Annotated in this window: 22 protein-coding genes; 11 read left to right on the top strand and 11 right to left on the bottom strand. The window is 69.3% G+C overall.

The annotated features are described in order from the left end of the window. Positions 1 to 44: 44 nt before the first annotated feature. From cydB to hisC, 3 genes are all read right to left on the bottom strand, one after another. Positions 45 to 1,046, bottom strand: coding sequence for a cytochrome d ubiquinol oxidase subunit II (gene cydB, locus IH09_RS30805; protein WP_052860821.1), 1,002 nt, complete (start codon positions 1,044 to 1,046; stop codon positions 45 to 47). 9 nt (positions 1,047 to 1,055) lie between these two features. Continuing rightward, positions 1,056 to 2,564 (bottom strand): cytochrome ubiquinol oxidase subunit I, encoded by a 1,509-nt coding sequence (locus tag IH09_RS30810; RefSeq protein WP_052860822.1) that lies wholly within the window; start codon positions 2,562 to 2,564, stop codon positions 1,056 to 1,058. 253 nt (positions 2,565 to 2,817) lie between these two features. Beyond that, complete coding sequence (gene hisC, locus IH09_RS30815; protein ID WP_052860823.1) at positions 2,818 to 3,897, bottom strand: histidinol-phosphate transaminase; 1,080 nt, start codon at positions 3,895 to 3,897, stop codon at positions 2,818 to 2,820. A gap of 404 nt (positions 3,898 to 4,301) precedes the next feature. Between hisC and IH09_RS30820 the strand changes: the two genes are divergently transcribed. The 3 genes from IH09_RS30820 to IH09_RS30830 all read left to right on the top strand — a co-directional run bounded on the left by IH09_RS30820 (position 4,302) and on the right by IH09_RS30830 (position 7,884). Further along, entirely contained in the window at positions 4,302 to 5,402 is a 1,101-nt protein-coding gene (locus IH09_RS30820) for a LacI family DNA-binding transcriptional regulator (protein ID WP_052860824.1), read from the top strand. Between the two features lie 282 nt (positions 5,403 to 5,684). Next, positions 5,685 to 6,785: a metallophosphoesterase gene (locus IH09_RS30825; RefSeq protein WP_404827301.1), complete on the top strand. Its 1,101-nt coding sequence runs from the start codon at positions 5,685 to 5,687 to the stop codon at positions 6,783 to 6,785. A gap of 217 nt (positions 6,786 to 7,002) precedes the next feature. Continuing rightward, entirely contained in the window at positions 7,003 to 7,884 is an 882-nt protein-coding gene (locus tag IH09_RS30830; RefSeq protein WP_318279604.1) for a hypothetical protein, read from the top strand. A 65-nt stretch (positions 7,885 to 7,949) separates the two neighbouring features. On the opposite strand, the gene thiC is transcribed toward IH09_RS30830, so the two are convergent. Further along, the gene (gene thiC, locus IH09_RS30835; RefSeq protein ID WP_052860827.1) at positions 7,950 to 9,725 is read right to left on the bottom strand and encodes a phosphomethylpyrimidine synthase ThiC; all 1,776 of its coding nucleotides are present in this window, start codon (positions 9,723 to 9,725) and stop codon (positions 7,950 to 7,952) included. A 199-nt stretch (positions 9,726 to 9,924) separates the two neighbouring features. On the opposite strand from thiC, the gene IH09_RS30840 reads away from it, so the two are divergent. Further along, positions 9,925 to 11,316: a YibE/F family protein gene (locus IH09_RS30840; protein WP_052860828.1), complete on the top strand. Its 1,392-nt coding sequence runs from the start codon at positions 9,925 to 9,927 to the stop codon at positions 11,314 to 11,316. Positions 11,317 to 11,398: 82 nt separating this feature from the next. Here the strand turns inward: IH09_RS30840 and IH09_RS30845 are convergent, their stop codons facing one another. The 4 genes from IH09_RS30845 to IH09_RS30860 form a co-directional block, all read right to left on the bottom strand. After that, positions 11,399 to 11,821 (bottom strand): SsgA family sporulation/cell division regulator, encoded by a 423-nt coding sequence (locus IH09_RS30845; RefSeq protein ID WP_052860829.1) that lies wholly within the window; start codon positions 11,819 to 11,821, stop codon positions 11,399 to 11,401. Between the two features lie 106 nt (positions 11,822 to 11,927). Beyond that, positions 11,928 to 12,704, bottom strand: a complete 777-nt coding sequence (locus IH09_RS30850) for an IclR family transcriptional regulator (RefSeq protein WP_052860842.1) — start codon at positions 12,702 to 12,704, stop codon at positions 11,928 to 11,930. A gap of 494 nt (positions 12,705 to 13,198) precedes the next feature. Further along, on the bottom strand, positions 13,199 to 13,423 hold the full coding sequence (locus IH09_RS30855; protein ID WP_052860830.1) for a DUF5326 family protein: 225 nt from the start codon (positions 13,421 to 13,423) through the stop codon (positions 13,199 to 13,201). 182 nt (positions 13,424 to 13,605) lie between these two features. After that, entirely contained in the window at positions 13,606 to 13,923 is a 318-nt protein-coding gene (locus tag IH09_RS30860; RefSeq protein WP_052860831.1) for a cupin domain-containing protein, read from the bottom strand. 47 nt (positions 13,924 to 13,970) lie between these two features. Here IH09_RS30860 and IH09_RS30865 point away from each other — a divergent pair, with 47 nt between their 5' ends. From IH09_RS30865 to IH09_RS30885, 5 genes are all read left to right on the top strand, one after another. Continuing rightward, on the top strand, positions 13,971 to 14,348 hold the full coding sequence (locus tag IH09_RS30865; protein WP_052860832.1) for a phage holin family protein: 378 nt from the start codon (positions 13,971 to 13,973) through the stop codon (positions 14,346 to 14,348). Positions 14,349 to 14,372: 24 nt separating this feature from the next. Beyond that, a complete protein-coding gene (locus IH09_RS30870; RefSeq protein WP_052860833.1) occupies positions 14,373 to 14,948 on the top strand; it encodes a low molecular weight protein-tyrosine-phosphatase in 576 nt (191 codons plus the stop codon). An 83-nt stretch (positions 14,949 to 15,031) separates the two neighbouring features. Beyond that, positions 15,032 to 16,162 carry a cystathionine gamma-lyase gene (locus tag IH09_RS30875; protein WP_052860834.1) on the top strand — a complete coding sequence of 377 codons (1,131 nt, stop codon included), beginning with the start codon at positions 15,032 to 15,034 and terminating at the stop codon, positions 16,160 to 16,162. 452 nt (positions 16,163 to 16,614) lie between these two features. After that, positions 16,615 to 17,511: a LysR family transcriptional regulator gene (locus IH09_RS30880; RefSeq protein ID WP_052860835.1), complete on the top strand. Its 897-nt coding sequence runs from the start codon at positions 16,615 to 16,617 to the stop codon at positions 17,509 to 17,511. Between the two features lie 122 nt (positions 17,512 to 17,633). Next, positions 17,634 to 18,113: an NUDIX domain-containing protein gene (locus IH09_RS30885; RefSeq protein WP_052860836.1), complete on the top strand. Its 480-nt coding sequence runs from the start codon at positions 17,634 to 17,636 to the stop codon at positions 18,111 to 18,113. A gap of 233 nt (positions 18,114 to 18,346) precedes the next feature. Here IH09_RS30885 and IH09_RS30890 read toward each other — a convergent pair whose 3' ends face one another. Both IH09_RS30890 and IH09_RS30895 read right to left on the bottom strand, forming a co-directional pair. Continuing rightward, entirely contained in the window at positions 18,347 to 19,456 is a 1,110-nt protein-coding gene (locus IH09_RS30890) for a globin domain-containing protein (protein WP_052860837.1), read from the bottom strand. Between the two features lie 845 nt (positions 19,457 to 20,301). After that, a complete protein-coding gene (locus tag IH09_RS30895) occupies positions 20,302 to 20,937 on the bottom strand; it encodes an HAD family hydrolase (RefSeq protein ID WP_052860838.1) in 636 nt (211 codons plus the stop codon). 281 nt (positions 20,938 to 21,218) lie between these two features. Here IH09_RS30895 and IH09_RS40330 point away from each other — a divergent pair, with 281 nt between their 5' ends. Beyond that, on the top strand, positions 21,219 to 21,407 hold the full coding sequence (locus IH09_RS40330) for a hypothetical protein (RefSeq protein ID WP_240150599.1): 189 nt from the start codon (positions 21,219 to 21,221) through the stop codon (positions 21,405 to 21,407). Between the two features lie 60 nt (positions 21,408 to 21,467). Further along, a complete protein-coding gene (locus IH09_RS40335) occupies positions 21,468 to 21,872 on the top strand; it encodes a hypothetical protein (protein ID WP_240150600.1) in 405 nt (134 codons plus the stop codon). A 72-nt stretch (positions 21,873 to 21,944) separates the two neighbouring features. Here the strand turns inward: IH09_RS40335 and IH09_RS30905 are convergent, their stop codons facing one another. Beyond that, on the bottom strand, positions 21,945 to 22,394 hold the full coding sequence (locus IH09_RS30905) for a GlcG/HbpS family heme-binding protein (protein ID WP_052860839.1): 450 nt from the start codon (positions 22,392 to 22,394) through the stop codon (positions 21,945 to 21,947). Between the last annotated feature and the right edge of the window lie 420 nt (positions 22,395 to 22,814).

The raw sequence follows: 22,814 nt of genomic DNA on the forward strand, positions 1-22,814 counted from the left end.
ACTTTCCGTCCTGATGAGGCCGCCCCCGAAGGGGCGGGACTCAGCTAGTGGGCGTCGGCGATGTGCTGGGTGCCGATTCGCTTACGGAACACCCAGTACGTCCACCCTTGATAGAGAATCACAACCGGGGTGGCGATACCGGCGCACCAGGTCATGATCTTCAGGGTGTAGGGGCTGGACGAGGCGTTGGTGACCGTGAGGTTCCAGCTCTCGTTCAGCGAGGACGGCATGACGTTCGGGAAGAGCGTCAGGAAGAGCATCGCGACCGCGGCCGCGACGGTGATCCCGGAGAACGCGAACGCCCATCCCTCACGCCCGATCTGATTGGCGCCGAGCGCCGCGACCAGCGCGACCACCGCCACGATCATGGCGACCAGGCTCGTGCCGTTGCCGCGGTCGAGCTGGGTCCAGATCAGGAAGCCGAGCGCGAGCACGGCGGTGATCAGTCCGACGACGGTCGCCAGCTTGCGGGCCCGCTCCCGTATGTCGCCCAGCGTCTTGAGCGCGGCGAACACCGCGCCGTGGAAGGTGAACAGCGTCAGCGTCACCAGTCCGCCGAGGATCGCGTACGGGTTGAGCAGGTCGAAGAAGGTCCCGACGTACTCCTTGTGTGCGTCGATCTTCACGCCGCGCACGATGTTGCCGAACGCCACGCCCCACAGGAGCGCGGGGATCAGCGAGGTCCAGAAGATCGCGTGTTCCCAGTTCCGCTGCCAGCGCTCCTCGGCCCGCTTGGCGCGGTACTCGAAGGCGACTCCGCGCACGATCAGACAGACCAGGATGACCAGCAGCGGCAGGTAGAAACCGGAGAAGAGCGTGGCGTACCACTCGGGGAAGGCCGCGAAGGTCGCGCCGCCCGCACTGAGCAGCCAGACTTCGTTGCCGTCCCAGACCGGGCCGATGGTGTTGATCAGTACCCGCTTCTCGCGCCGGTCCCGGGCGAGCAGCTTGGTGAGGATGCCGATTCCGAAGTCGAAGCCTTCGAGGAAGAAGTACCCGATCCAGAGGACGGCGATGAGGACGAACCAGACGTCGTGGAGTTGCACAGCCGCCTCCTAGTACGAGAAGGCCATCGGCCGGTCGGCGTCTTGGGAATCGCCGCCGATCTTGGTGGGCGGGTTGAGGTCGGAGTCGGTCAGCTCCGGGGGTCCGGCCTTGATGTACTTCACCAGCAGCCTGACCTCGATCACGGCGAGCACCGCGTAGAGCGTGGTGAAGACGATCATCGAGGTCAGCACCTCGCCCTGCGAGACACTTGGCGACACCGCGTCGGAGGTGCGCAGGACGCCGTAGACGACCCAGGGCTGGCGGCCCATCTCGGTGAATATCCAGCCCCAGGAGTTGGCGATCAGCGGGAAGCCGAGGGTGACGAAGGCCAGTGACCAGTACCACTTGGTGAACCGGGCGCCGAGCGCCTTGTTCTTGGTGACCGCGAGATGCGGGGGTTCCTCGTCGCCCGTCCGCAGCGACGGCGCGAGCCAGAACTTCCTGCGGGTGAGCCAGAGCCCGGCCAGTCCGATGGCGAAGGACGCCATACCGAAGCCGATCATCCACCGGAAGCCCCAGTAGGCGACCGGGATGTTGGGCCGGTAGTCACCGGGCCCGAACTTCTCCTGCTCGGACTTGTTGACGTCGTTGATCCCGGGCACCGGCGAACTGAAGTCGTTGTGCGCGAGGAAGGAGAGCAGACCGGGGATCTCGATGGCGACCTTGTTGTGCCCCTTGTCGACATCGCCGTAGGCGAAGACCGAGAACGGCGCCGGTTCCTCCTTGTCCCACAGCGCCTCGGCCGCCGCCATCTTCATCGGCTGCTGCTCGAACATGACCTTGCCCAGCGTGTCACCGCTGATGGCGGTCATGATGCCGGCGATCACCAGGGTGACCAGGCCCACCCGCAGCGACGTCCGCATCACCTTGATGTGCTTCTTGCGCATCAGGTGGTACGCGGAGATGCCGACCATGAACGCGGCGCCGGTCAGGAAGGCGGCGGTCAGCGTGTGGAAGACGACGACGAGGGTGGTGTCCTGGGTCAGCACCTTCCAGAAGTCGGTCAGCTCGGCGCGCCCGTTGGCGGCGTTGTACTTGTAACCGACCGGGTGCTGCATCCAGGAGTTGGCCGCGAGGATGAAATAGGCCGACAGGATCGTGCCGACCGCGACCACCCACATGCACAGGCAGTGGATCTTCTTCGGCAGCTTGTCCCAGCCGAAGATCCACAGGCCGATGAAGGTGGACTCGAAGAAGAAGGCGATGAGCGCCTCGAACGCGAGCGGGGCACCGAAGATGTCACCGACGAACCGCGAGTAGTCGGACCAGTTCATACCGAACTGGAACTCCTGGACGATGCCGGTGACGACGCCCATCGCGATGTTGATCAGGAACAGCTTGCCCCAGAACTTGGTGGCCTGGAGGTACTTCTGGTTTCCCGTTCGCACCCAGGCGGTCTCAAGTCCTGCCACCAGAGCGGCGAGGGAGATCGTGAGGGGGACGAAGAGGAAGTGGTAGACGGTCGTGATGCCGAATTGCCATCGCGCCAGGGTCTCTGGCGCCAACGCCAGTTCCACGTCGGGCTCTCCTTACGTCGCCGTTCCTACGGCAGTTTGCCCCTTGCGTCACAGAGAAAGCAGGACATAAAGGGACACGCTTGTGAACGCGTTCACATTCACAAGCCATTATCTCCTACCCTTTTCGGCCATCCTGATGGGGGGGGTGGGTGACCGCGGTCACCCCCCACATGCCAGAGGCCGCAGGTCGGTGACCTGCGGCCTCAGCCTCGCCCGAAGGCGTTCACACCGGCATTCACATAGCGTGAACGCGTCAGTACGTCTTGCGGAATTCCTCCGCGGCCTCCAGGAAGAGATCCATCGCCGCGCTCTCGCCGATCGTCACCCGTACCCCCTCGCCGGCGAACGGCCGCACGACCACCCCGGCCCGCTCGCACGCCGCCGCGAAGTCCGCCGCGCGGTCCCCCAGCCGCAGCCACACGAAGTTGGCGTGCGACTCCGGCAGCGTCCAGCCCTGCCCGGCCAGCGCGCCGAGCACCCGGGCCCGCTCGACGACCAGCGCGTCCACCCGCTCCATCAGCGCCGCCTCGCTGCGCAGCGAGGCCACCGCCGCCTCCTGGGCGAGCTGGCTCACACCGAAGGGCACCGCCGTCTTGCGCAGCGCGGCCGCCACCGGCTCGTGCGCCACCGCGAAGCCGATCCGCAGCCCCGCGAGGCCGTACGCCTTGGAGAACGTCCGCAGCACACACACATTGGGGCGGTCCCGGTAGAGATCGATGCCGTCCGGCACCTCGGCGTCGCGGTTGAACTCGCGGTACGCCTCGTCCAGCACCACCAGCACATCGCTCGGCACCCGGTCCAGGAAGGACTCCAGCTCGGCACGGCGTACGACGGTGCCGGTGGGGTTGTTGGGGTTGCAGACGAAGATCAGCCGGGTCCGGTCGGTGATCGCGGCGAGCATCGCGTCCAGATCGTGCACCTCGTCCGAGGTCAGCGGGACCTGCACGGAGGTGGCGCCGGAGACCTGGGTGATGATCGGGTACGCCTCGAACGACCGCCAGGCGTACATCACTTCATCGCCGGGACCGGCGGTCGCCTGGATCAGCTGCTGAGCCACCCCCACCGACCCGGTACCGGTCGCCAGATGCTCCACCGGCACCGAGAAGTGCTCGGCCAGCTCCGCCATCAGCCCCGTACAGGCCATGTCCGGGTAACGGTTGAAGGAGCCGGCCGCCGCCACCGCGCTCTCCAGGACGCCCGGCAGCGGCGGATAGGGGTTCTCGTTGGAGGACAGCTTGTACGAAACGGGGCCGTCGGCCGCCGCCGGCCGGCCCGGCTTGTAGGTGGGAATGCCGTCCAGCGCAGCACGCAGCTTCGGGGTTTTCTCGCTCACCGCAGGTCCTCCTCGACCGTCCCTCGACTCCAATACTGCACACCTTATGAGGATTGCCCCGTCCGGCGGCAGCCCCTGATTCACCGGCGCCCGGCAGCGGCGGCGGACGCAGGCCGCATCCGACCGCCTCGCGCGGAAGCTTTAGGGAGCGCTCCGCTGTCTGTTACGCGCTGGTGGCCCGCGCCGTGGCGCGCATCCCCCGTGGAGGTGACTTGAGACCTCTTCGAGACCTGAACTCATCGGCAGGCGAGGACACCCGCTCTCCCCTCCAACGATTGCGGGAGGAATCAACTCCCTCAATTTCCATGGAAATTGAGGGGATACGACCTTGCAGAAACGTGCCTTCTCGCGAGCTCCGGACGACCCCCTCGAACGGGTTGCCCGAGCCCTACTATCGGCTCGCCATGACAGCAGCAGGGAAGCACCAGGTGAGCCGGTCGACCGGTCGCCGACTGGGACGGGCGGGCATCCGGGACGTGGCCGCCGCAGCCGGTGTATCGATCACGACCGTCTCCGACGCGCTCAACGGCAAGGGCCGGCTTCCGGATGCCACCCGTAGCCATGTCCGCGAGGTGGCCGACCGGCTGGGCTATCGCCCGTCCGCAGCCGCCCGCACCCTCCGTACCGGCAAGTCAGGACTCATCGGCCTGACCGTGACCACGTACGGGGATGAACCTTTCACCTTCACCGAGTTCGCGTACTTCGCCGAGATGGCCAGAGCCGCCACCTCGGCGGCGCTGGCCCGCGGCTACGCGCTGGTCATCCTCCCCGCGACCTCCCGCCACGACGTGTGGTCCAACGTCGCCCTGGACGGCACCGTCGTCATCGACCCCGCCGACGGCGACTCCGTCGTCGCGGAACTGGTCCGGCACGGCATCCCCGTCGTCTCCGACGGCCGCCCCGGCGGCGCCCTCCCCGTCACCGGCTGGGTCGACAACGATCACGAAGCGGCCGTCCTCGGCCTGCTCGACCACCTCGCCGACGCCGGCGCCCGCCGCATCGGCCTGCTCACCGGCACCACCACCGACACCTACACCCGGCTGTCCACCACCGCCTATCTGCGGTGGTGCGAGCGGGTCGGCCAGGACCCGGTGTACGAGTCCTACCCGGCCCACGACCCCTGCGCGGGTGCCGTCGCCGCCGACCGGCTGCTGGCCCGTCCGGACCGCCCGGACGCCGTCTACGGACTCTTCGACCCCAACGGCACCGATCTGCTCGCCGCCGCCCGCCGCTACGGCCTGCGCGTCCCCGAGGATCTGCTGCTGGTCTGCTGTAGCGAGTCCACCGGCTACGCCAGCACCGAGCCGCCCATCACCACGCTCTCCCTCAAGCCCCGCCGCATCGGCACCGCCGTCGTCCAGATCCTCATCGACGCCATCGAAGGGCTCGGCGACGGCCGGCCGGTCGAGCAGGTGATACCGACGGATCTGATCGTCCGGACCTCCTCCCAGCGGCGGTCCCCGCGGACGACCATCAGCCCGCCGCGGGGTCCGGCCGGCAACTGAGCGTGCTCCCGTGGACGGCGGACCGGGCCCGCCGGCTGCGGCCCGGTGTCTCCTCCGGCCAGGAAAAAACAGGGTGATCACGGGAGAAATCAGCCGCGATCGGCAGGCTCCGGCCGATTGACCACCCCCGGGTGCGTCACAACCCGCGAGCGGCATTCCTATGATGGGCGCACGACACCGCGGACCCGCCGCCGACCAGGCAGAGGTCCCAGAGGTGCACGGCGCGCGATGGTGGAGGGGTCGATGACTCAGGGGGCCGGTCAAGGACCCATGGTGTGGACCATGGCGGAAGAAACTCCGGCGTCCCCTCCGCCGCCCGGACCGCCCGCGGGGCCACCGCCCCTGGCCCCCGTCGGGCCGCCGAGGCATCTGCCCGCCGGCCCCCCGGCCGCGCCCCCCGTGGTACCGCCCGACGCCCGGCCGGACGAGCCGCCCGCGGAGTACACCCCCACCGAGCGCGACCTCCCGGTCATCGGCGCGGTCCGTACGGACACCCTCGTCGACCTCCCGGCCGCGGGTCTCGTACCGGCGCCGGAGACGGCCACGGACCCCGAGGTGCCCGACGGGCCGGGCCCGCTGTATGTCGTCGGCGATGTGCACGGCTTCTACGAGGAGCTGCGCGAGGCACTGGCCGCCGAGGGACTGATCGACGCCGACGGCGACTGGTCGGCCCGCAACGCCCGGCTGTGGTTCCTCGGCGACTTCACCGACCGCGGCCCGGACGGCATCGGCGTCATCGATCTCGTCATGCAGCTCTCCGCCCAGGCCGCGGCGGCCGGCGGCTACTGCAAGGCCCTGATGGGCAACCACGAACTGCTGCTGCTGGGGGCCAAGCGGTTCGGCGACACCCCCGTCCAGTCCGGCGCCGGTACCGCCTCCTTCCAGGCCGCCTGGCTGCTCAACGGCGGCCAGAAGACCGATATGGACCGCCTGGAGGACCACCACCTCCAGTGGATGGCCCGGCTGGATGCCGTGACGGAGGAGGACGGGCATCTGCTCGTGCACTCCGACACCACCGCCTACCTCGAATACGGCGACTCCATCGAGGACGTCAACGACACCGTCCACGAGGTGCTGACGCGCAGCGAAGCCGACGAAGTCTGGGAGCTCTTCCGCAAGTTCACCAAGCGGTTCGCCTTCCGTGACGACGGCGGGGCACAGGCCGCCCGGGAACTCCTGGACGCCTACGGTGGCGAACGCGTCGTCCACGGCCACAGCCCGATCCCGTATCTGCTGGGCGAGGTCGGCACGGAGGACAGCGAGGACGAGGGCGTCGCCGTCGACGGTCCGCATGTCTACGCCGACGGGCTGGCCATCGCGATGGACGGCGGAGTGACGATGGCCGGAAAGCTGCTGGTCGTTCAACTCCCCTTGAATGACTGAGCGTTACCGGGGCAGGTATACGCAAGGTCGGCAGGTGATCGGCCGGGTGCGCGGTGAGGCGAAAACCGGTCGTGGCCGGTCGCAATTTCCCAACTCCCTGTCGCCCCGTGCCGGAGGCGCTCTACCATCGGTCCATCCGTAGCAGGCTCTCCGCCCATTCCGCCCAGTGCCGGCCGCTGTCGGCCGGTATGGCCCTACGGAGCATCGGGGGATGCAGATGAACAGCGCTTCACACCTGCTGAGCGAGGATCGCGAGGAATTCGCACGCATCCTCGATGACGCGCTGCGTACCGCCGAATACCGGCCGGAGGGCGTGCTCTCCGACGCGGGTCAGCACCTCAGTACCGAGCAACTGCGCGCGATGGCCCTCGATGCGACGGCCACCATCGCCGCCTGCGCGGCAGCCGAATACCACCACTACGTACAGCTCCGTGCCGAGCTGCGTGACCCGGCGTCCGTACCGGCGTACGCCGGGGCCGGCGCAGGCGGCGGGGAAAGAGACCAGCCATCCGGCGGCCCGGCCGGTCCGGCCACGGCGACCGCCGTCACCACGGCGACCGGGACGGCCGGCGCGGGGGTGGGCGCCATGGTCTCCGTCCTCGCCCCGGTCCTCGCGGGCATCGCCGCCGTCCTCTTCCTCCTCTTCGGCTACCTCCTGCGCGCCCTCGGCCCCGGACACGCCATGGCCCAGCCGCTGATCAGCGTCGGCTGGATCTTCGCCGCGCTGGCCGCCGTGGGCTCCCTCCTCGGGATGGGCGGCCTGATCGTCACGGCCCTGCGCAACGGCTCCGCAGAGCCCGCCGCGCAGGACGGACCGGCGGCGGAGCTCGAACACGCCCGGGACGCCTGGCGGCACGCCCTCCTGATCCGCGGTCTGCTGCCGTTCCTCCGCCGCGCGCTCACCGGCCCGGCCCCCGGCCCGTACCCCTCCGGCCGCGGACCCGGTCAGGGGGCACCCGGGAGCCGTATCCCGACCCTCGGCTACTCCCGCCCCGACTTCACCAGCCCGGACAGCGGCCCGGCCGGACCGCACCCCCGTTACGCCAGCCCGGACTTCAGCAGCCCGGACTACGGGGGCCCTGACCACCGGCCCGAGTAGCGCCCGACGGCCCGACGTCGCCGCGCGGGACGGTGACGTCGGGCGGGTCCCGGCGTGGCGGTGGGTCAGTCCGCGATCGGCAGATAGACGCGGTTGCCCGCCGCCGCGAACTCCTTCGACTTCTCGGCCATACCGGCCTCGGGGTCGATCGCCAGGTCGCCGCCGTGTTCGCGGCGGATGTCCTGGGAGATCTTCATCGAGCAGAACTTCGGCCCGCACATCGAGCAGAAGTGCGCCGTCTTCGCCGGTTCGGCCGGGAGCGTCTGGTCGTGGAAGGAGCGGGCCGTGTCCGGGTCGAGGGCCAGGTTGAACTGGTCCTCCCAGCGGAATTCGAAGCGGGCGTCGGAGAGCGCGTCGTCCCAGTCCTGGGCGCCCGGGTGCCCCTTGGCCAGGTCCGCCGCATGGGCCGCGATCTTGTACGTGATGACGCCGGTCTTGACGTCGTCGCGGTCCGGAAGTCCCAGGTGCTCCTTGGGCGTTACGTAGCAGAGCATGGCCGTGCCCCACCAGGCGATCATCGCGGCGCCGATACCGGAGGTGATGTGGTCGTAGGCGGGCGCGATGTCGGTGGTCAGCGGGCCGAGCGTGTAGAACGGGGCCTCTTCGCAGATCTCCTGCTGGAGGTCGATGTTCTCCTTGATCTTGTGCATCGGGACGTGTCCCGGGCCCTCGATCATCGTCTGGACGCCGTGCCGCTTGGCGATGGTGTTCAGCTCGCCGAGCGTCCGCAGCTCCGCGAACTGCGCCTCGTCGTTGGCGTCCGCGATGGAGCCGGGGCGCAGACCGTCGCCGAGGGAGTAGGTGACGTCGTACGCGGCGAGGATCTCGCTGAGCTCCTCGAAGTGCGTGTAGAGGAACGACTCCTTGTGGTGTGCCAGGCACCAGGCGGCCATGATCGAGCCGCCGCGCGAGACGATGCCGGTCTTGCGGCGGGCGGTGAGCGGGACGTAGCGCAGCAGCACGCCGGCGTGCACCGTCATGTAGTCGACGCCCTGTTCGGCCTGCTCGATGACGGTGTCCTTGTAGATCTCCCAGGTCAGTTCCTCGGCCTTGCCGTCGACCTTCTCCAGGGCCTGGTAGAGGGGGACGGTGCCGATGGGGACAGGAGAGTTGCGCAGCACCCACTCGCGGGTGGTGTGGATGTTGCGGCCGGTGGACAGGTCCATGACCGTGTCGGCGCCCCACCGGGTGGCCCAGGTCATCTTGTCCACCTCCTCCTCGATGGAGGACGTAACCGCGGAGTTGCCGATGTTGGCGTTCACCTTGACCAGGAAGTTCTTGCCGATGATCATCGGCTCGATCTCCGGGTGGTTGACGTTGGCGGGGAGCACGGCGCGGCCGGCCGCGATCTCGTCGCGTACGAACTCGGGCCGGACGTTCTCGCGGAGGGCGACGTACTCCATCTCCGTGGTGATCTCGCCGCGTTGGGCGTACGCGAGCTGGCTGACCGCGGCGCCGTGCCGGCCGCGGCGCGGCTGGCGGGGGCGGCCGGGGAAGACCGCGTCGAGGTTCTTGAGGCCGCCGCGCGGCGAGGTGTGCTTGAGTCCGTCGTCCTCCGGGCGCGGCGGGCGGCCCGCGTACTCCTCGGTGTCGCCTCGGGCGATGATCCAGTTCTCCCGCAGCGGGGCGAGCCCGCGGCGGACGTCGGTGTCGATCTGGGGGTCGGTGTACGGCCCTGACGTGTCGTAGAGCGTCACGTCCTTGCCGTTGGTGAGGTGCACCCGCCGGACCGGGACCCGGAGGTCGGGGCGCGATCCGGCAAGATAGCCCTTGTGCCAGCCGATCCGCTCTCCGGTGCCGTCGGCGGCGCTTTCGGGCGTGCGTGCATCCTTCAGAGTCATGAGACCCAACTCCCTACGCCGGCATTACCCGGTAACAGGTTCGGCGGTCGACGCAGCGGCTTCCGTGGGTGGCGTACCGGCATCGGCCGGCCGTCCCCGCGGAGGTCAGCGCCCTCTCAGCCCGGTGCTCCGAGCTCCCGCGATTGCAAAGGTGCCACCCACCGTAGCGGCCGGTGCGACGCGCTGAACAGGGGGCCCCATGAGTTCTTGCGATGATCGGGCGGTGAGCAGTTCTGAGCACCCGCCCCACGCCCCCGCGCACTCCCATGCGCACGGCCATGCGCCCGCCGCGCCTGTTTCCCGGCATCTGCGCAAGGTGATCGCGGCGGTGCTGATCCCGTTCGCGGCGGCGGTGGTGGTCGGTCTGGTCGTGCTGTGGCCGGGCGGCGCGCCGGCGCACAAGCCGTCCGGCGTCGGCTTCGACCAGCCCTTGGAGAAGGCCAGGGTGGTCAAGGTGGACGAGGTGAACTGCGCGGACGTCCACGCCGAGCAGCAGCAACAGCCGGCGTCGCCGGGTGGACAGCCGCCGGGCACGGGCGGCGGGCGGGCCACGAAGTGCGAGCAGGCGACGATCAAGGTCACGACCGGTGACAACACCGGGCGGACGTTCCAGACGGTGGTGACGCCGGACGCCTTGCGGCACTACACGGCCGGGCAGGACGTGGTGGTCGCGTACTCCCCCAAGGCGCCGAAGGATCTCCAGTACGCGGTCAGCGATGTCGACCGGACCGTGCCGATGTGGGTACTGGCCGGGGTCTTCGCGTTCGCGGTCGTGCTCGTCGGCCGGCTGCGCGGGGTGCTCGCGCTGGTGGCGCTGGTGGCGAGCTTCGGGGTGCTGACGCTGTTCATCCTCCCGGCGGTCCTCAAGGGCTCCGATCCGCTGGTGGTGGCGGTCATCGGCGGCAGCGCGATCATGCTGATCGCGCTCTATCTGTGCCACGGGCTGACGGCCCGGACGTCGGTGGCGGTGCTCGGCACCCTGGCATCGCTGCTGCTGATCGGTCTGCTCGGGTCGGTGTTCATCGACTGGGCGCTGCTGACCGGCAACACGGACGACCTGACCGGGCTGGTGCACAGCCTGTACCCGGGTATCGAGATCCACGGTCTGCTGCTGGCGGGGATCATCATCGGGTCGCTGGGGGTGCTGGACGATGTGACCGTCACCCAGACCGCGGCGGTGTGGGAGCTGAAGGAAGCGGACCCGACGGCGGGTTGGCGCAAGCTCTACGGAGCGGCGATGCGGATCGGGCGCGATCACATCGCGTCCGTCGTGAACACCCTGGTGATGGCCTACGCGGGCGCCGCGCTGCCCCTGCTTTTGCTGTTCTCGATCGCACAGAGCGGTATCGGTACGGCCGCCACGAGCGAGGTGGTCGCGGAGGAGATCGTGCGCACGCTGGTGGGCAGCATCGGACTGGTCGCGTCGGTGCCGCTGACGACGCTGCTCGCGGCGCTGGTCGTCTCGGCGGACCGCACGGCGCCGGGCGGTCCGGGCCCCACGGACACACCGGGTCCGCCGGTGGAAGCCGTGGTCGCCGGGGGTGGACGGTCCGGGCGGCGCGGAGCGCGCGGCAAGCGCCGTAAGCGGTGAGTGCCGTAAGCGGTGAGTGCCGAACGGGAGTGAGTGGCGTACGGGGTGCCGTGACCGGCTGGGCCGGTCCGTTGCGGAGGGATCAGCCGGCCGGGGCCTCCGTGAGGATGCGGTCCAGTACGGCGTCCAGGGTGTCGCACACCTCCTCCTTGCCGAGCGGGACCAGTCGGTCCGTACGGTCCAGGAAGGCGACCAGTGGTGGCGCGCTGACCCTGAACAGCGCGCGCTCGGCGCCGACTTGGAGGCTGATGAAGACATCACTGAGGTACTCGGCGGAGGACGGTTCGATGCGTACATCGCCCTCACCGGACGGCCGACTGAGCCCGTCCAGCAGCAGTTCGCGACTGAAAGTCCAGGTCACGGGCACATCGCCGGGGAGATCGAAGGTTAGACGGATGGCGTACGGATCGGCACTGTCGAAGTCCAGTTCCACCGGGATCCGGAACGCGAGCTCCTCCGAGACGAGGAAGCTCATGATTACTTCTGCCTGAACTGTGTCGTTCATCAACCACTGCCCCGCACTTGAGATCGGAGATGGCCGGGAATCGTCCCCCGAAGGCCCATTGACGCCATCGTCTGTCACGTGCAAGCAGATCACAAGGAGTGAGTTTTCAGATACTGATAGAGAAGGCGAGTGTCGTTAGTGTCTTCTCCGCCATTCTTCGTAGTCGATTCGTAACGGAACGCAACCGGTGCGCTTCGTCCACGGGCAACGAAACCGCCAATGTGGCGGCGGCCGCGCCGACTTGGATGGGTATGGCGGAGCACACCGTGCCCAGCGCGTATTCCTGGTACTCGTAGGCGACGTTCTGACGGCGTACCGCGTCCAGGCGGTGCAGCAGATCGTCCTCCGATCGCACGGAGAACGGCGTTATGGACTGCACGGGATAGCGCGCCAGGTGCTCCTTCCTGGACGCGTCGTCGAGCTGCGCGAGCAGGCACTGCCCGATCGCATGGGCGTGTGCGGTGGTGCGGAAGTCGACCCACTCCTCGACCGGTGGCCGCTCCGGGTCGTCGGACACCGCCACCACCTCCACCTCGCCCGCACGGTAGACCGCGAAGTAGACCGCGGCGTCCAGTTTCCGGCCCGCCACGGCCAACACCTCGGTGATATGGGCGCGTTGCCGGCGCAGGGAGCCGGCCTGGCCGATGGAGTCGGCCGCCTCACCGAAGACGAAGACGCCGTTCTCGCGGCGCAGATATCCCTCGTGGGTCAGGGTCCGCAGCAGGTGATAGGTGGTCGGGAGGGGCAGGCCGGCCTCCCTGGCGAGTTGCTTGGCGGGCGCCCCGTCGGCGTGTGCGCCCACCGCCTCCAGCAGGCGCAGCGCGCGCTGCACCGATCCGATCAGGGTGGGCGGGGAAGCGGATTCGCCGTTCACGTCTGCCAACGCCAACCCCCAGGTCCGATCGCCGCGGGGCACGGGACCCCCGGCGCGGGAACTGCTCCCGCACCGCGCGCGTCTCCCAGGCCCCCATCGACGACGTCCGCCCGGCCTCGCCACACTCGCTATTTTCCGGAATGTCAGCATCCGGAAGACACTGCGAACCGCACTCTAACTCGGCTGGTCGAGGCGATAGGCCGAATGGCTTGCGAGTTAACTCACCTGGCTCATTTCTTGGCATCCGGTGACTTGGTGGAGTATCGCGTACGCATTCAGTGATCGATTGACGCCCCATGGAAAGCGCCGGCGGCCCCATCCGGAACGCCGACCGGCTCCGCGAGGACCCCAACAGCCGTCTCACCGAGCGTCGGACGGCCCGCCGGGAACGCCGATGCCCCGCTCCGGAAGCGGAGCGGGGCATCGGTCGGGATCCGGACAGTGTCGGTCGGACGGTGTCCGTCAGGCGGCGTGCGCCGGACGGCGCCGGCCGGCGCCGCGGTTCACCAGTCGCTCTTCGACGAGGACGAGGAGGAGCCGGTGAACCGGCGCACCAGATAGATCACTCCGGCGATCAGCGCCGCCGCGATCAGCACCTTGAACAGCACGCTGATCAGGAAGCCGAGCGCGGTGGCGAGCAGTCCGCCGAAGACGACGATCAAGATGACGGGCACCACGACCCAGGTGACCCACCACGGAAGCCCTGCGAATATCCCCTTACCAGCCACTGCTCTGCCCTGCTTTCTCTGTCAGTCGCGTCGATGCCGCCGACCGCGTCCCTGCGCGTTGGCCGCGGCGTCTGTCCGGTTCCCCCTTCACCATCGATGCTAGGGCGCCGCGGGCCGCTTCGGGGCCCGCGCAGCCCCGGCCCGCCCCTGACCCTTCCCCTACGGGTCCCCGGGGCCGGCCCTCATTTCTCGGGCGGAGAGAAGACCACCAGAACCCGCAGGTCCTCGCTGATGTGGTGGAACTTGTGGGCCACACCGGCCGGCACATAGACGACGCTGCCGCGCGCCACCGACTGCGTCTCCATCCCGACGGTGATCGCCGCCCGGCCGCTGACCACGAGATACACCTCGTCCTGGGCATGCGGCTGTTGCGGATCGGTACCGCCCGCGTCCAGCGCGTACAGCCCGACCGACATGTTCCGCTCCCGGAGGAACTGGAGATACGCGCCATCGTTGGCGGCCCGCTCCGCCTCCAGCTCGTCCAGCCTGAAAGCCTTCATCCGTTCGTTCCCCTCGATGTGTCCGTCGCGTCTGGGACGATCTCACCATGAAGCATTTTCTGGTCAAGACGCTTGCCAATGCCGCGGCACTTGCAGTGGCCATCTGGCTGCTCAAGAACATCACGCTGACCGGTGACAACACCGGCCGCAAGGTGCTGACGCTGATTGTCGTCGCGCTGATCTTCGGGCTGGTCAACTTCATCGTCAAGCCCGTGGTCAAACTGCTGGCCTTGCCCCTGTTCATCCTCACCCTCGGCCTGATCACGCTCGTCATCAACGCCCTGATGCTGCTCCTGACGTCCTGGCTGGCGGACAAATTTCACCTCGCGTTCCATGTGCAGGGCTTCTGGACCGCAGTGCTCGGTGGCGTGATCATCTCGGTCGTCTCGTGGGCGCTGCACATGGTCCTTCCCGACCAGGACTGAGCAGGACTGAGCAAGACTGACCAGATGAGCCCCTCCTTCCGCGTCTGCTTCGTCTGCACCGGCAACATCTGCCGCTCGCCGATGGCCGAGTCGGTCTTCCGGGCCCGGATCGCGGACGCCGGGCTCGGCGATCTGGTCGAGGTCGGCAGTGCGGGCACCGGCGGCTGGCACGAGGGGGAGGGAGCCGACCCGCGCACGGTCGCCGTACTGCGCGCGGGCGGCTACGAACACACCCATACCGCCCGGCAGTTCCGGGCCTCCTGGTTCGACCGGCTGGAGCTGGTCATCGCGCTGGACTCCGGACATCTGCGCACCCTGCGCCGCCTGGCCCCCACCGCTTCGGACGCCGCCAAGGTCCGTCTGCTGCGCTCCTACCAGCCGGGCGGCACACCGGCGGGCGGACCGGATGTTCCGGATCCGTACTACGGCGGGTCCGCGGAATTCGCGGAGTGCCTGGACATGATCGAGGCGGCGAGCGACGGCCTCCTGGCGGCGGTCCGCGCCGCGGTCACCATCGGAGAGCCCGCGCCCGGAGAGCCGGTATCCGGGGACACGCAGCACCCGCCGCGCGGCACACCGCCTGCAGAAGACGCAGGATGAGCAGGAACAGCGCCGTTCAACGGGCTCAGCAGGTTCAACCGGCTCAACAGATTCACCAGGTTCACCAGGAGCGAGGAGAGCGCATGACGGGCGACGGCACACGTGTCGTACGGGCCGGGCTTCCGGAGCCCGCCGCCTTCGAACCGGCCCTCCCCGGGCCGGTCTTCGCGGCTCACTACCACCTACCGGGCGACGCCGTCGGCCCGTATACGTACGGCCGCGACGGCAACCCCACCTGGACCCGGCTGGAACAAGCCATCGGTGAGCTCGAATCGCCGGACGAGGCCGCGCACACCGTCGCCTTCGCCTCCGGGATGGCGGCGATCACCGCCGTCCTCTTCTCCCAGCTGCGCGCCGGCGACACTGTGGTGCTCCCCAACGACGGCTACCAACTGCTGCCGGCCGTCCGCACCCGCCTGGAGAGCTACGACATCGAGGTCCGCACGGCGCCCACCGCGCACGACGCGCAGCTCGACGTGCTGGACGGCGCCCGGCTGCTGTGGATCGAAACGCCCTCCAACCCCGGTCTGGACGTCTGCGACATCCGGCGGCTGGCCGAGGCCGCGCACGCCCGCGGCATCCTGGTCGCCGTCGACAACACCCTCGCCACTCCGCTCGGCCAGCGCCCCCTCGACCTCGGCGCCGACTTCTCGGTCGCCAGCGGCACCAAGGCGCTGACCGGCCACGGCGACGTCCTGCTGGGCTATGTCACCACCCGCGACGCCGCGCTGGCCGATTCCGTACGGCTGTGGCGCAAGACGGTCGGCGCGATCCCCGGCCCCATGGAGAGCTGGCTCGCGCACCGCTCGCTCGCCACCCTGGCGCTGCGGGTCCGCCAGCAGGCGGACGGGGCGCTGGCGCTCGCCGAGGCGCTGCGCGACCGTCCCGAGATCACCGGTCTGCGCCACCCCGGCCTGCCCACCGACCCCGCCCATCCACTCGCCGTACGGCAGATGCGCCCCGGGCGCTTCGGCTGCGTGGTGTCCTTCGCGCTCCCCGACCATGCGCATGCGGAGCGGTTCCTGGCCGCGCTGACGCTGGTGGACGACGCGACGAGCTTCGGCGGTGTCCGGTCCACCGCCGAGCGGCGGGCCCGCTGGGGCGGCGACGCCGTACCGGAGGGCTTCATCCGCTTCTCGGTCGGCGTCGAGGATCCGGCGGATCTGGTCGCGGATGTCCTCGGCGCGCTGGACTCGGCGGCGCGGAACGGCTGACTCCGGCGGAGCGGCTGACCCCGGCGGGGCGGACGGGTTCGGGCCGGAAGGCTCGTTCGGGTCGGAATGGCTGATCCCGGCCGGAAGACTAGCTTCACGCCGACAGGACTCGTCCGGGCCGGAATGGACGATCCAGGCCGGAGTGGCCGATCCGCCCTGAACGGCCGCCGGAGCATCAGGCTCCGGCTGAAACTCACCCGCCCCGGCCGGAACGGCTGCTGGAATGTCCGGATCCGGCACCGGCTGCCCGTCGGCCGGACTCGTCACCGCACGAATCCGGCCGGCAGGGTATCCCCCCTCGTCACCCTGCCGGCCGCGGTTCACGGTGCAACGAACCGCTCAACAAAGGCTAGTTGACTCAGCGTCAGTGTCCAATCACGCTAGTGACACAGCCCCATCGACAAATTTATGGCGGTCGCGGCCGGGCTTCCGAGGGGCGCAGGAGGTACGCAATGGAACTGGCTCTGCTGCGCACCTTCCTCACGGTGCACCGGGCCGGCTCCCTCACCCGCGCCGCGGTGCTGCTCGGCCTCTCCCAGCCCGCGGTGACCAGCCAGATCCGGACACTGGAGCGCCGGTTGGGGCGCCCGCTCTTCCTGCGCAACGCCCGCGGCGTCACCCCCACCACCCTCGGCGACGAACTGGCCCACAAGGTGGCGCCGCATCTCGACGCACTCACCGAGATCACCGAGGCCGGTCTGGACGAGGGGTCCGCCACCCGCACCCTGCATCTCGCCGGACCTCCGGAGTTCACCGCCGAGCGCGCGCTGCCCGCGCTCTCCCCGCTCATCGCCCAGGGCCTGTCCATACGCACCGCGTTCGGGCCCGCCGAGGAGCTGCTGACCGGCCTCGCCGCCGGTCACCACGATCTGACCGTCACCACCGCCCGGCCGCGCGGCGGACTGCTCACCGCCACCCCGCTGTGCGATGAGGAGCATGTGCTGATCGCCGCCCCGCGCTGGGCGGAGCGGCTGGGCGGACCGGACGCGCTCCGGGCCGGCGGGGTCCGCCTGCTGGATCCCGTACCGCTCGTCGAGGTCCACGAGAGCCTGCCGCTGATCGCCCGCTACTGGTCGGCGGTCTTCGAGGCCCGGCCCGCCGCCTCCGCCGCCGTCATCGCCACCGACCTCCGGGCGGTGCTGGCCTGCGTCGCGGCGGGCGCCGGGCTCGGCGTGCTGCCCCGCTATCTGTGCACCGAGGCGCTGGACAGCGGCCAGGTCGTCGCCCTCCTCGACCCGCCGGTCCCCCCGCTGCGCACGTATTTCCTGGTCGTACGGACCGGGACGCTCGGCCGGCCGCACATCGCGCGGGCGCACGACTGGCTGCTGCGGACGGCCGCCGACTGGTGAACCGGGGCGGGAAGGGGGAGCCGGGGAGGGCGGGAAAAAATATGCGGCGCGGTGTAGTGGTGTGTGGCGATATGGCGTGGGTCGTGGGTTTCGCGGGGTGCTGACTGCGGCATCTGTCCCGTATGACCGTACGGCCAGTCGTAAAACGTACCGCCCGCGCGATTCTGCTCGACGGCGCGGACCTCGTACTGATCAAGCGCACCAAGCCGGGCCGGGCACCGTACTGGATCACCCCGGGCGGCGGGGTGGAGCCCGAGGACACCACTGTCATCGACGCCCTCCACCGCGAGCTGGACGAAGAACTCGGCGCGAAGATCACGGACGTCGTGCCGGTGTTCGTGGACACCGTCGAGCACTTCAGCGACGGCGGGGTGGACGGTGTCAAGGTGCAGCACTTCTTCGTCTGCCGGTTGGAGTCGATGGACCCCGCGCGCCGGCACGGCCCCGAGGTCGAGGAGCCCTGTGGCGAGTACGAGATCGTGCGGGTGCCGTTCACCCGGGTCGGGATCGCCTCCGTCGAGGTCGTACCGCTCTCACTGCGGCACTATCTGGACGGCAACATCGAGGGCGTACGGGCCATGCACGCCCCCGATTTGGGCTGAGCCGTCTGCTTCGGCAGAACGGGACGCGCGGCCCGCGTGCCATGCGCTCGCGCCGACACCTTCGCGGCTGCGGGATGCGCTCGGCGCGGTGGACGTACGCCGCTTCGGCCTCGGACGTGCCCCACTGCTGAGCGCGCCGACCGGCTACCGGGTCGGACGGCAGCCCGGGGTGGCTCAAGTGCGGCTCCTCCCGCCTCACCCGCACCCGGCCGTTGACGTGCCTCCGGTCTCCGCTACCGGTATCCCGTCGTGACCAGTTCTTCCACCGAGTCGTGCCGGATACGGTCGGACGGGATGCCGACCCCCAGCAACGCGTCCACACCGCTGCGGATCAGCCCTGGCGGCCCCGAAAGATAGGCGTCGTACTCCCGCCACGGCCCGTATCGGCGTACGGCGTCGGGGAGTTGCCCGCTGACGCCGTTCGGCCGGCCCCGGACCGCACCGGTGGCGACGACCGGGCGGACCGAGAGCCAGGGGTGGACCTGCTCCAGGCGCAGCATGGTGTCGATGTCGTAGAGGTCGTAGTCGCTGCGGGCGCCGTAGAAGACCTCGACGGGGCGCCGGATGCCGCGTTCCGCCACGTCCTCCACCAGAGCCTTGATGGGCGCGATGCCGGTGCCGCCGCCCACGCACAGCAGGCCGTTGCGGGTGGTGTGATCGACGGTCATCGAACCGCCCGGGGCGCCGAGCCGGATGACGTCCCCGGGGCGCGCGCGGCGGACGAGGGCATTCGAGACCCAGCCGGCCGGGACCGCCTTGACATGGAACGAGAGCAGACCGTCGGCACGGGGTGCGGTGGCGAAGGAGTAGTGCCGCCAGACCCGTGGCCACCAGGGCGTTTCCACGGTGGTGTACTGCCCGGCGAGGAAGGGATACGGCTGGTCGGGGCGGACGGTGACCACCGCTATCTCAGGCGTCCGCAGCTCGTGCGCGACGACCTCGGCCTGCCACCAGGCGGGGGCGACCGCCTCGTCCTCGGCGGCCGCGTCGATCATGATCTGCGAGACCGCGGTGTACGCGCGCACCCACGCGGCCTCGGTCTCGGCGCTCCAACTGGACGTGGCATGGCGCGAGAGCGCGCCGAGCAGGCATTCGCCGACCGCGGGGTAGTGGCCGGCGAGAGTGCCGTATTTGCGGTGCCCGCGGCCGAGATGCGAGAGGTACTCGGTGAGTATTTCGGCGTCATCGACATGCTTGGCGGCGGTGACCAGCGCCTTGAACAGCCGGTCACGCTGGACATCCATCGCGGCGGGGAACATCACCCGCAGATCGGGATGGCGCAAGAACAGCAGCGCATAGAAGTACGAGGTGACCTTGTCGGCGACCGGCTCGATTTCGGCCATGGTGCGACGGATGAGAATCGCATCCGGGGAGGCGGGGGTGGCCGCAGTGGCGGACGAGACCGCGGCGGTGAAGGAGTCCAGGGTGGGCTCAGGGGCAGGAGGCCGTGGCGCGGGGGCGGGGTGGTCTATGGGGTACGTGGGAGGTGTGGGGGACGTGTGGGACGAGGGTTGCTGTCTCCGGTGGTCTTGCGGCTCGCGCGGCCCTTGCGGCTTTTGTGGCTCTCGCAGCTCGCGCGGCTCTTCGGGCGAATTCTTCAGCGGCGTGAACCAACCCCAGTCGCCACTGCTGTCGTCGGAAGAGCCGCTATCGGCCGTCGCGGTGGTCGGAGCGTCCATGGTCTCTGCCTCGCCTCGAACGTCTTTTGGTTGTCGTCATTTCGCACCTCCGCGGATCGGAAGGCCCCTGCGATTCCCCCCACCCCGCTTCTGAATCAATGCGCGATCGACTCAAGCCGTTCCGGCGAAGCCTGATGAAGCGGGCAAAATCCATAAAGTCTCGGTGCTCCCGATGATGGGGACAGAGACCACCTCGGTAACATGCCGCCGAGGGTTGCCGCGGAGGAAAAATAGTAATAAGTCCGGCTTTCAAGGGCTACCACGCCGCTACGTCGGCAGGCTTCGCGCACCCTTCGCAGACCCACGAAAACCCTCACCTCCATCGGGCCGGCCGCGACCTCACCGGCAGCAGCTGGAACCACAACCCCTGGACGGGAACTCTGCACGCATTCCCGCCTTCCCGAATTCTCGCGATCCGATATCCCGTCCCTCCCCGACATCCTCGCTCCTCCCCACAGCACGCATTCTCAGCACATACCGCGGATGAATCGACCGTGGAATTCCCTGAATTACGGGCCGGTGCGGACCAGTTCGTACGCCTCCCGCAAATCACGCCCCGCATACGCATATGAGGCCAGGTCACTGACGTGGTGATCCGCGTTCACGGCCACCGATGCCGGTACCGCGGCGAACAGGTCGGTGTCCGACATGGAGTCCCCGTACGCCACACAGTCGGCCCGGGTCAGTCCGTACCGCGCGCAGAGTTCGTCGGCGATCCGTACCTTCGCCGCGGACGAGAGGATGCCGGCCGGCTCCACCCGCTCGCGGATCGGCACCGCGGGCCAGCGCGAACCGTGCGCGGCGTCCGCGCCCCACGCCAGCAGCCGTTCGACGAAGAAGCTCGGCGAGAGCGAGATCACCGCGCACCGCTCGCCGCGTGCCCGTATGTCCGCCCAGACCTCCTGAATTCCGGCCAGCCACGGTGCGCTCTCGAAGGCAGCCGCCACCTGCGGTTCGGTCAGCTCGGCGGCCCATAGATCGCACGCCAACTGGGCGAACTGCGGCGGTGTCAGCTCCCCCGCCGCGAACCCGCGCTCCAGCTCGTCGATCTCCCGCTCCAGCCCGAGTTGCCGGGAGATCTCGATGGCGGCAGCGGATCCGTAGAGCAGGGTCCCGTCCATATCAAACAGATGCAGCTTCCCCATACGCCGGAGCCTAAGACGCCTGGTGGTCGAAAGCACGCACGAGCCCGCAGGAGGGTGCGGGGACGACGGAGGCAACGGAGGAGAGTGCGAGGGGAGGTATAGGAGTGGCTTGTGTAGCTGCAGGAGTGGCCTGGGTAGGTGCAGCAGTGGTTTCGGAGGGTACTGGAGTGGCTTCGCCACCGGCCTGCCCAGCTCAGACCCCGCACGTACTCGGCCCCACGTACCTGCGGATACTCCCGCCGTCAGATGCCTCGCGGTCGCCGCTCGTCACCGTGGAGCGCATGCCTCGCCGCAGTCGTCCCGCCCGCCGGGCCACCCTCGTCGTTCATATCGCCGTATTCGTCGGCTGGTTCGGGCTCACCCTTGGGCTGCTCATCCTCGGGCTGCTCGCCCTGAGCATCAACGGCTTCACCACCGGCTGCCCCCGAGATGGCGGCCGTCATCTACCGCGCGATGAAGGTCCTCGGTGACTGACTGCTGCTCCGCTCCCCATCGCTCTGGCGTCGCTGGTCAGCGGACTCGTACTGGCCGTGGGTGCGTGGTGGGGGCTGGCCGGGTATCGCTGGGACCACATCAAGTTCTGGCTGCCCCTGATCACCGCGCTGGTGTCGGTCTTCCTGCTCCGGCCAGGCATCAGCCGTCTCGCGGCCGGGGCCGCCGCGGGCGTGCCGGCCCCCGACATCAGCCTCCGCGTCGCGCCCTCGGTCGCCACGGTCACCTGCCTCTTCCTCACCGCGGACTCCGTTCTCAAGCCCTGGCGACCGACCAAACGCGGCAGCCGACTGCGCACGGCACAGTCGGCAGAGGTCCGCGGACGGGGAGGGGAGAGAAGCTCTAACGGGTACGGGGATAGCGATCGACAACGAGAGCGGGCGCGGGAGCGGGTCTACGGCGCGAGCGCTCGCCGTCGGGTGCCCACCTCGGATCAGCGGTGACGGGGCGGCTTCGTCGGAGAGAACGGCCGGCCGTCGGAACGCGGGCCCTCGCCGGCAGTCGCGGGACCTCCCTCAGACGAGCTGTGCCGCCTCCCGCGCCTCGGTGGCGATCCGGTGGTCCTGCTCCGGGGTGCCGCCGCCGAAGCCGATCGCGCCGATCAGCCGGCCGTCCCGATGGACCGGTACGCCGCCCGCGATGAAGAGCAGCGGGCGGTCCAGCGCGGTGGGCAGGGTGTGGAAGAGCCCGTCGGGACGTACGAGGTCCACAAGGTCTGCGGTCGGCGCGTCCAACTGGAGCGCGGTGTACGCCTTGCGGGTACTGGTCTCGCCCGAGATCAGCACCGCCTCGTCATGCCGCCGGAAGCCGAGCAGCTGACCACCCGTGTCCAACACGGTGACGCTGCCACGTACCCCGAGACCATCGGCGGCCCGACGAGCAGCCTCGATAAGGACATCGGCGTCACCCGTGGTGAGGGGACGCACGGTGGGAATGGCGGTGGTGGTGCGGGCGGTGGTGCTCATGGGGTGGTGCTCCTTGTGATGTGTGGGGGGAGGTGCAGTGGGTCAGGGGGTTCGGTTGGTTGGGGTGTTCGGTTGGCTGAGGGGGTTCAGGTCGTGCGCATGCCCCTCGACGCTGTGCGGGCGGTCCGGACTCAGCAGCGGTCGGTACGTTCTCGTCAGCGGCGATACGTGCTGATCAGTGGTCGGTACGTACTGGTCAGCAGTCGGGTACGTACGGGAACTGGAGGGAATCCGATCCGTACTGGACGGTGGTCGATCTGTACCGGACGGCGGCCGATCCGTACACGTCGAGAATCTCTACGCAGTGATCGGCAACTGCCCGTACTAGGACTTGTCCGGTCGATCATGTTCGTAGCCAGATGGTGATGGCGGCTGCCGTTGCGGTGCCGAGGAAGATGTAGCCGCGTTTGTCGTAGCGGG

Source organism: Streptomyces celluloflavus, from assembly GCA_000720995.1.
GTDB classification, from domain to species: Bacteria; Actinomycetota; Actinomycetes; order Streptomycetales; family Streptomycetaceae; genus Streptomyces; species Streptomyces celluloflavus.

What these genes read in the sequence shown, in the direction of transcription:
- IH09_RS30820 (WP_052860824.1), top strand. Translation starts at nt 4,302, where the DNA reads ATGACAGCAGCAGGGAAGCACCAGGTGAGCCGGTCGACCGGTCGCCGA.
- IH09_RS30825 (WP_404827301.1), top strand. Translation starts at nt 5,685, where the DNA reads ATGGCGGAAGAAACTCCGGCGTCCCCTCCGCCGCCCGGACCGCCCGCG.
- IH09_RS30830 (WP_318279604.1), top strand. Translation starts at nt 7,003, where the DNA reads ATGAACAGCGCTTCACACCTGCTGAGCGAGGATCGCGAGGAATTCGCA.
- thiC (WP_052860827.1), bottom strand. Translation starts at nt 9,725, where the DNA reads ATGACTCTGAAGGATGCACGCACGCCCGAAAGCGCCGCCGACGGCACC.
- IH09_RS30840 (WP_052860828.1), top strand. Translation starts at nt 9,925, where the DNA reads ATGAGTTCTTGCGATGATCGGGCGGTGAGCAGTTCTGAGCACCCGCCC.
- IH09_RS30845 (WP_052860829.1), bottom strand. Translation starts at nt 11,821, where the DNA reads ATGAACGACACAGTTCAGGCAGAAGTAATCATGAGCTTCCTCGTCTCG.
- IH09_RS30860 (WP_052860831.1), bottom strand. Translation starts at nt 13,923, where the DNA reads ATGAAGGCTTTCAGGCTGGACGAGCTGGAGGCGGAGCGGGCCGCCAAC.
- IH09_RS30865 (WP_052860832.1), top strand. Translation starts at nt 13,971, where the DNA reads ATGAAGCATTTTCTGGTCAAGACGCTTGCCAATGCCGCGGCACTTGCA.
- IH09_RS30870 (WP_052860833.1), top strand. Translation starts at nt 14,373, where the DNA reads ATGAGCCCCTCCTTCCGCGTCTGCTTCGTCTGCACCGGCAACATCTGC.
- IH09_RS30875 (WP_052860834.1), top strand. Translation starts at nt 15,032, where the DNA reads ATGACGGGCGACGGCACACGTGTCGTACGGGCCGGGCTTCCGGAGCCC.
- IH09_RS30880 (WP_052860835.1), top strand. Translation starts at nt 16,615, where the DNA reads ATGGAACTGGCTCTGCTGCGCACCTTCCTCACGGTGCACCGGGCCGGC.
- IH09_RS30885 (WP_052860836.1), top strand. Translation starts at nt 17,634, where the DNA reads ATGACCGTACGGCCAGTCGTAAAACGTACCGCCCGCGCGATTCTGCTC.
- IH09_RS30890 (WP_052860837.1), bottom strand. Translation starts at nt 19,456, where the DNA reads ATGGCCGAAATCGAGCCGGTCGCCGACAAGGTCACCTCGTACTTCTAT.
- IH09_RS30895 (WP_052860838.1), bottom strand. Translation starts at nt 20,937, where the DNA reads ATGGGGAAGCTGCATCTGTTTGATATGGACGGGACCCTGCTCTACGGA.
- IH09_RS40330 (WP_240150599.1), top strand. Translation starts at nt 21,219, where the DNA reads ATGCCTCGCCGCAGTCGTCCCGCCCGCCGGGCCACCCTCGTCGTTCAT.
- IH09_RS30905 (WP_052860839.1), bottom strand. Translation starts at nt 22,394, where the DNA reads ATGAGCACCACCGCCCGCACCACCACCGCCATTCCCACCGTGCGTCCC.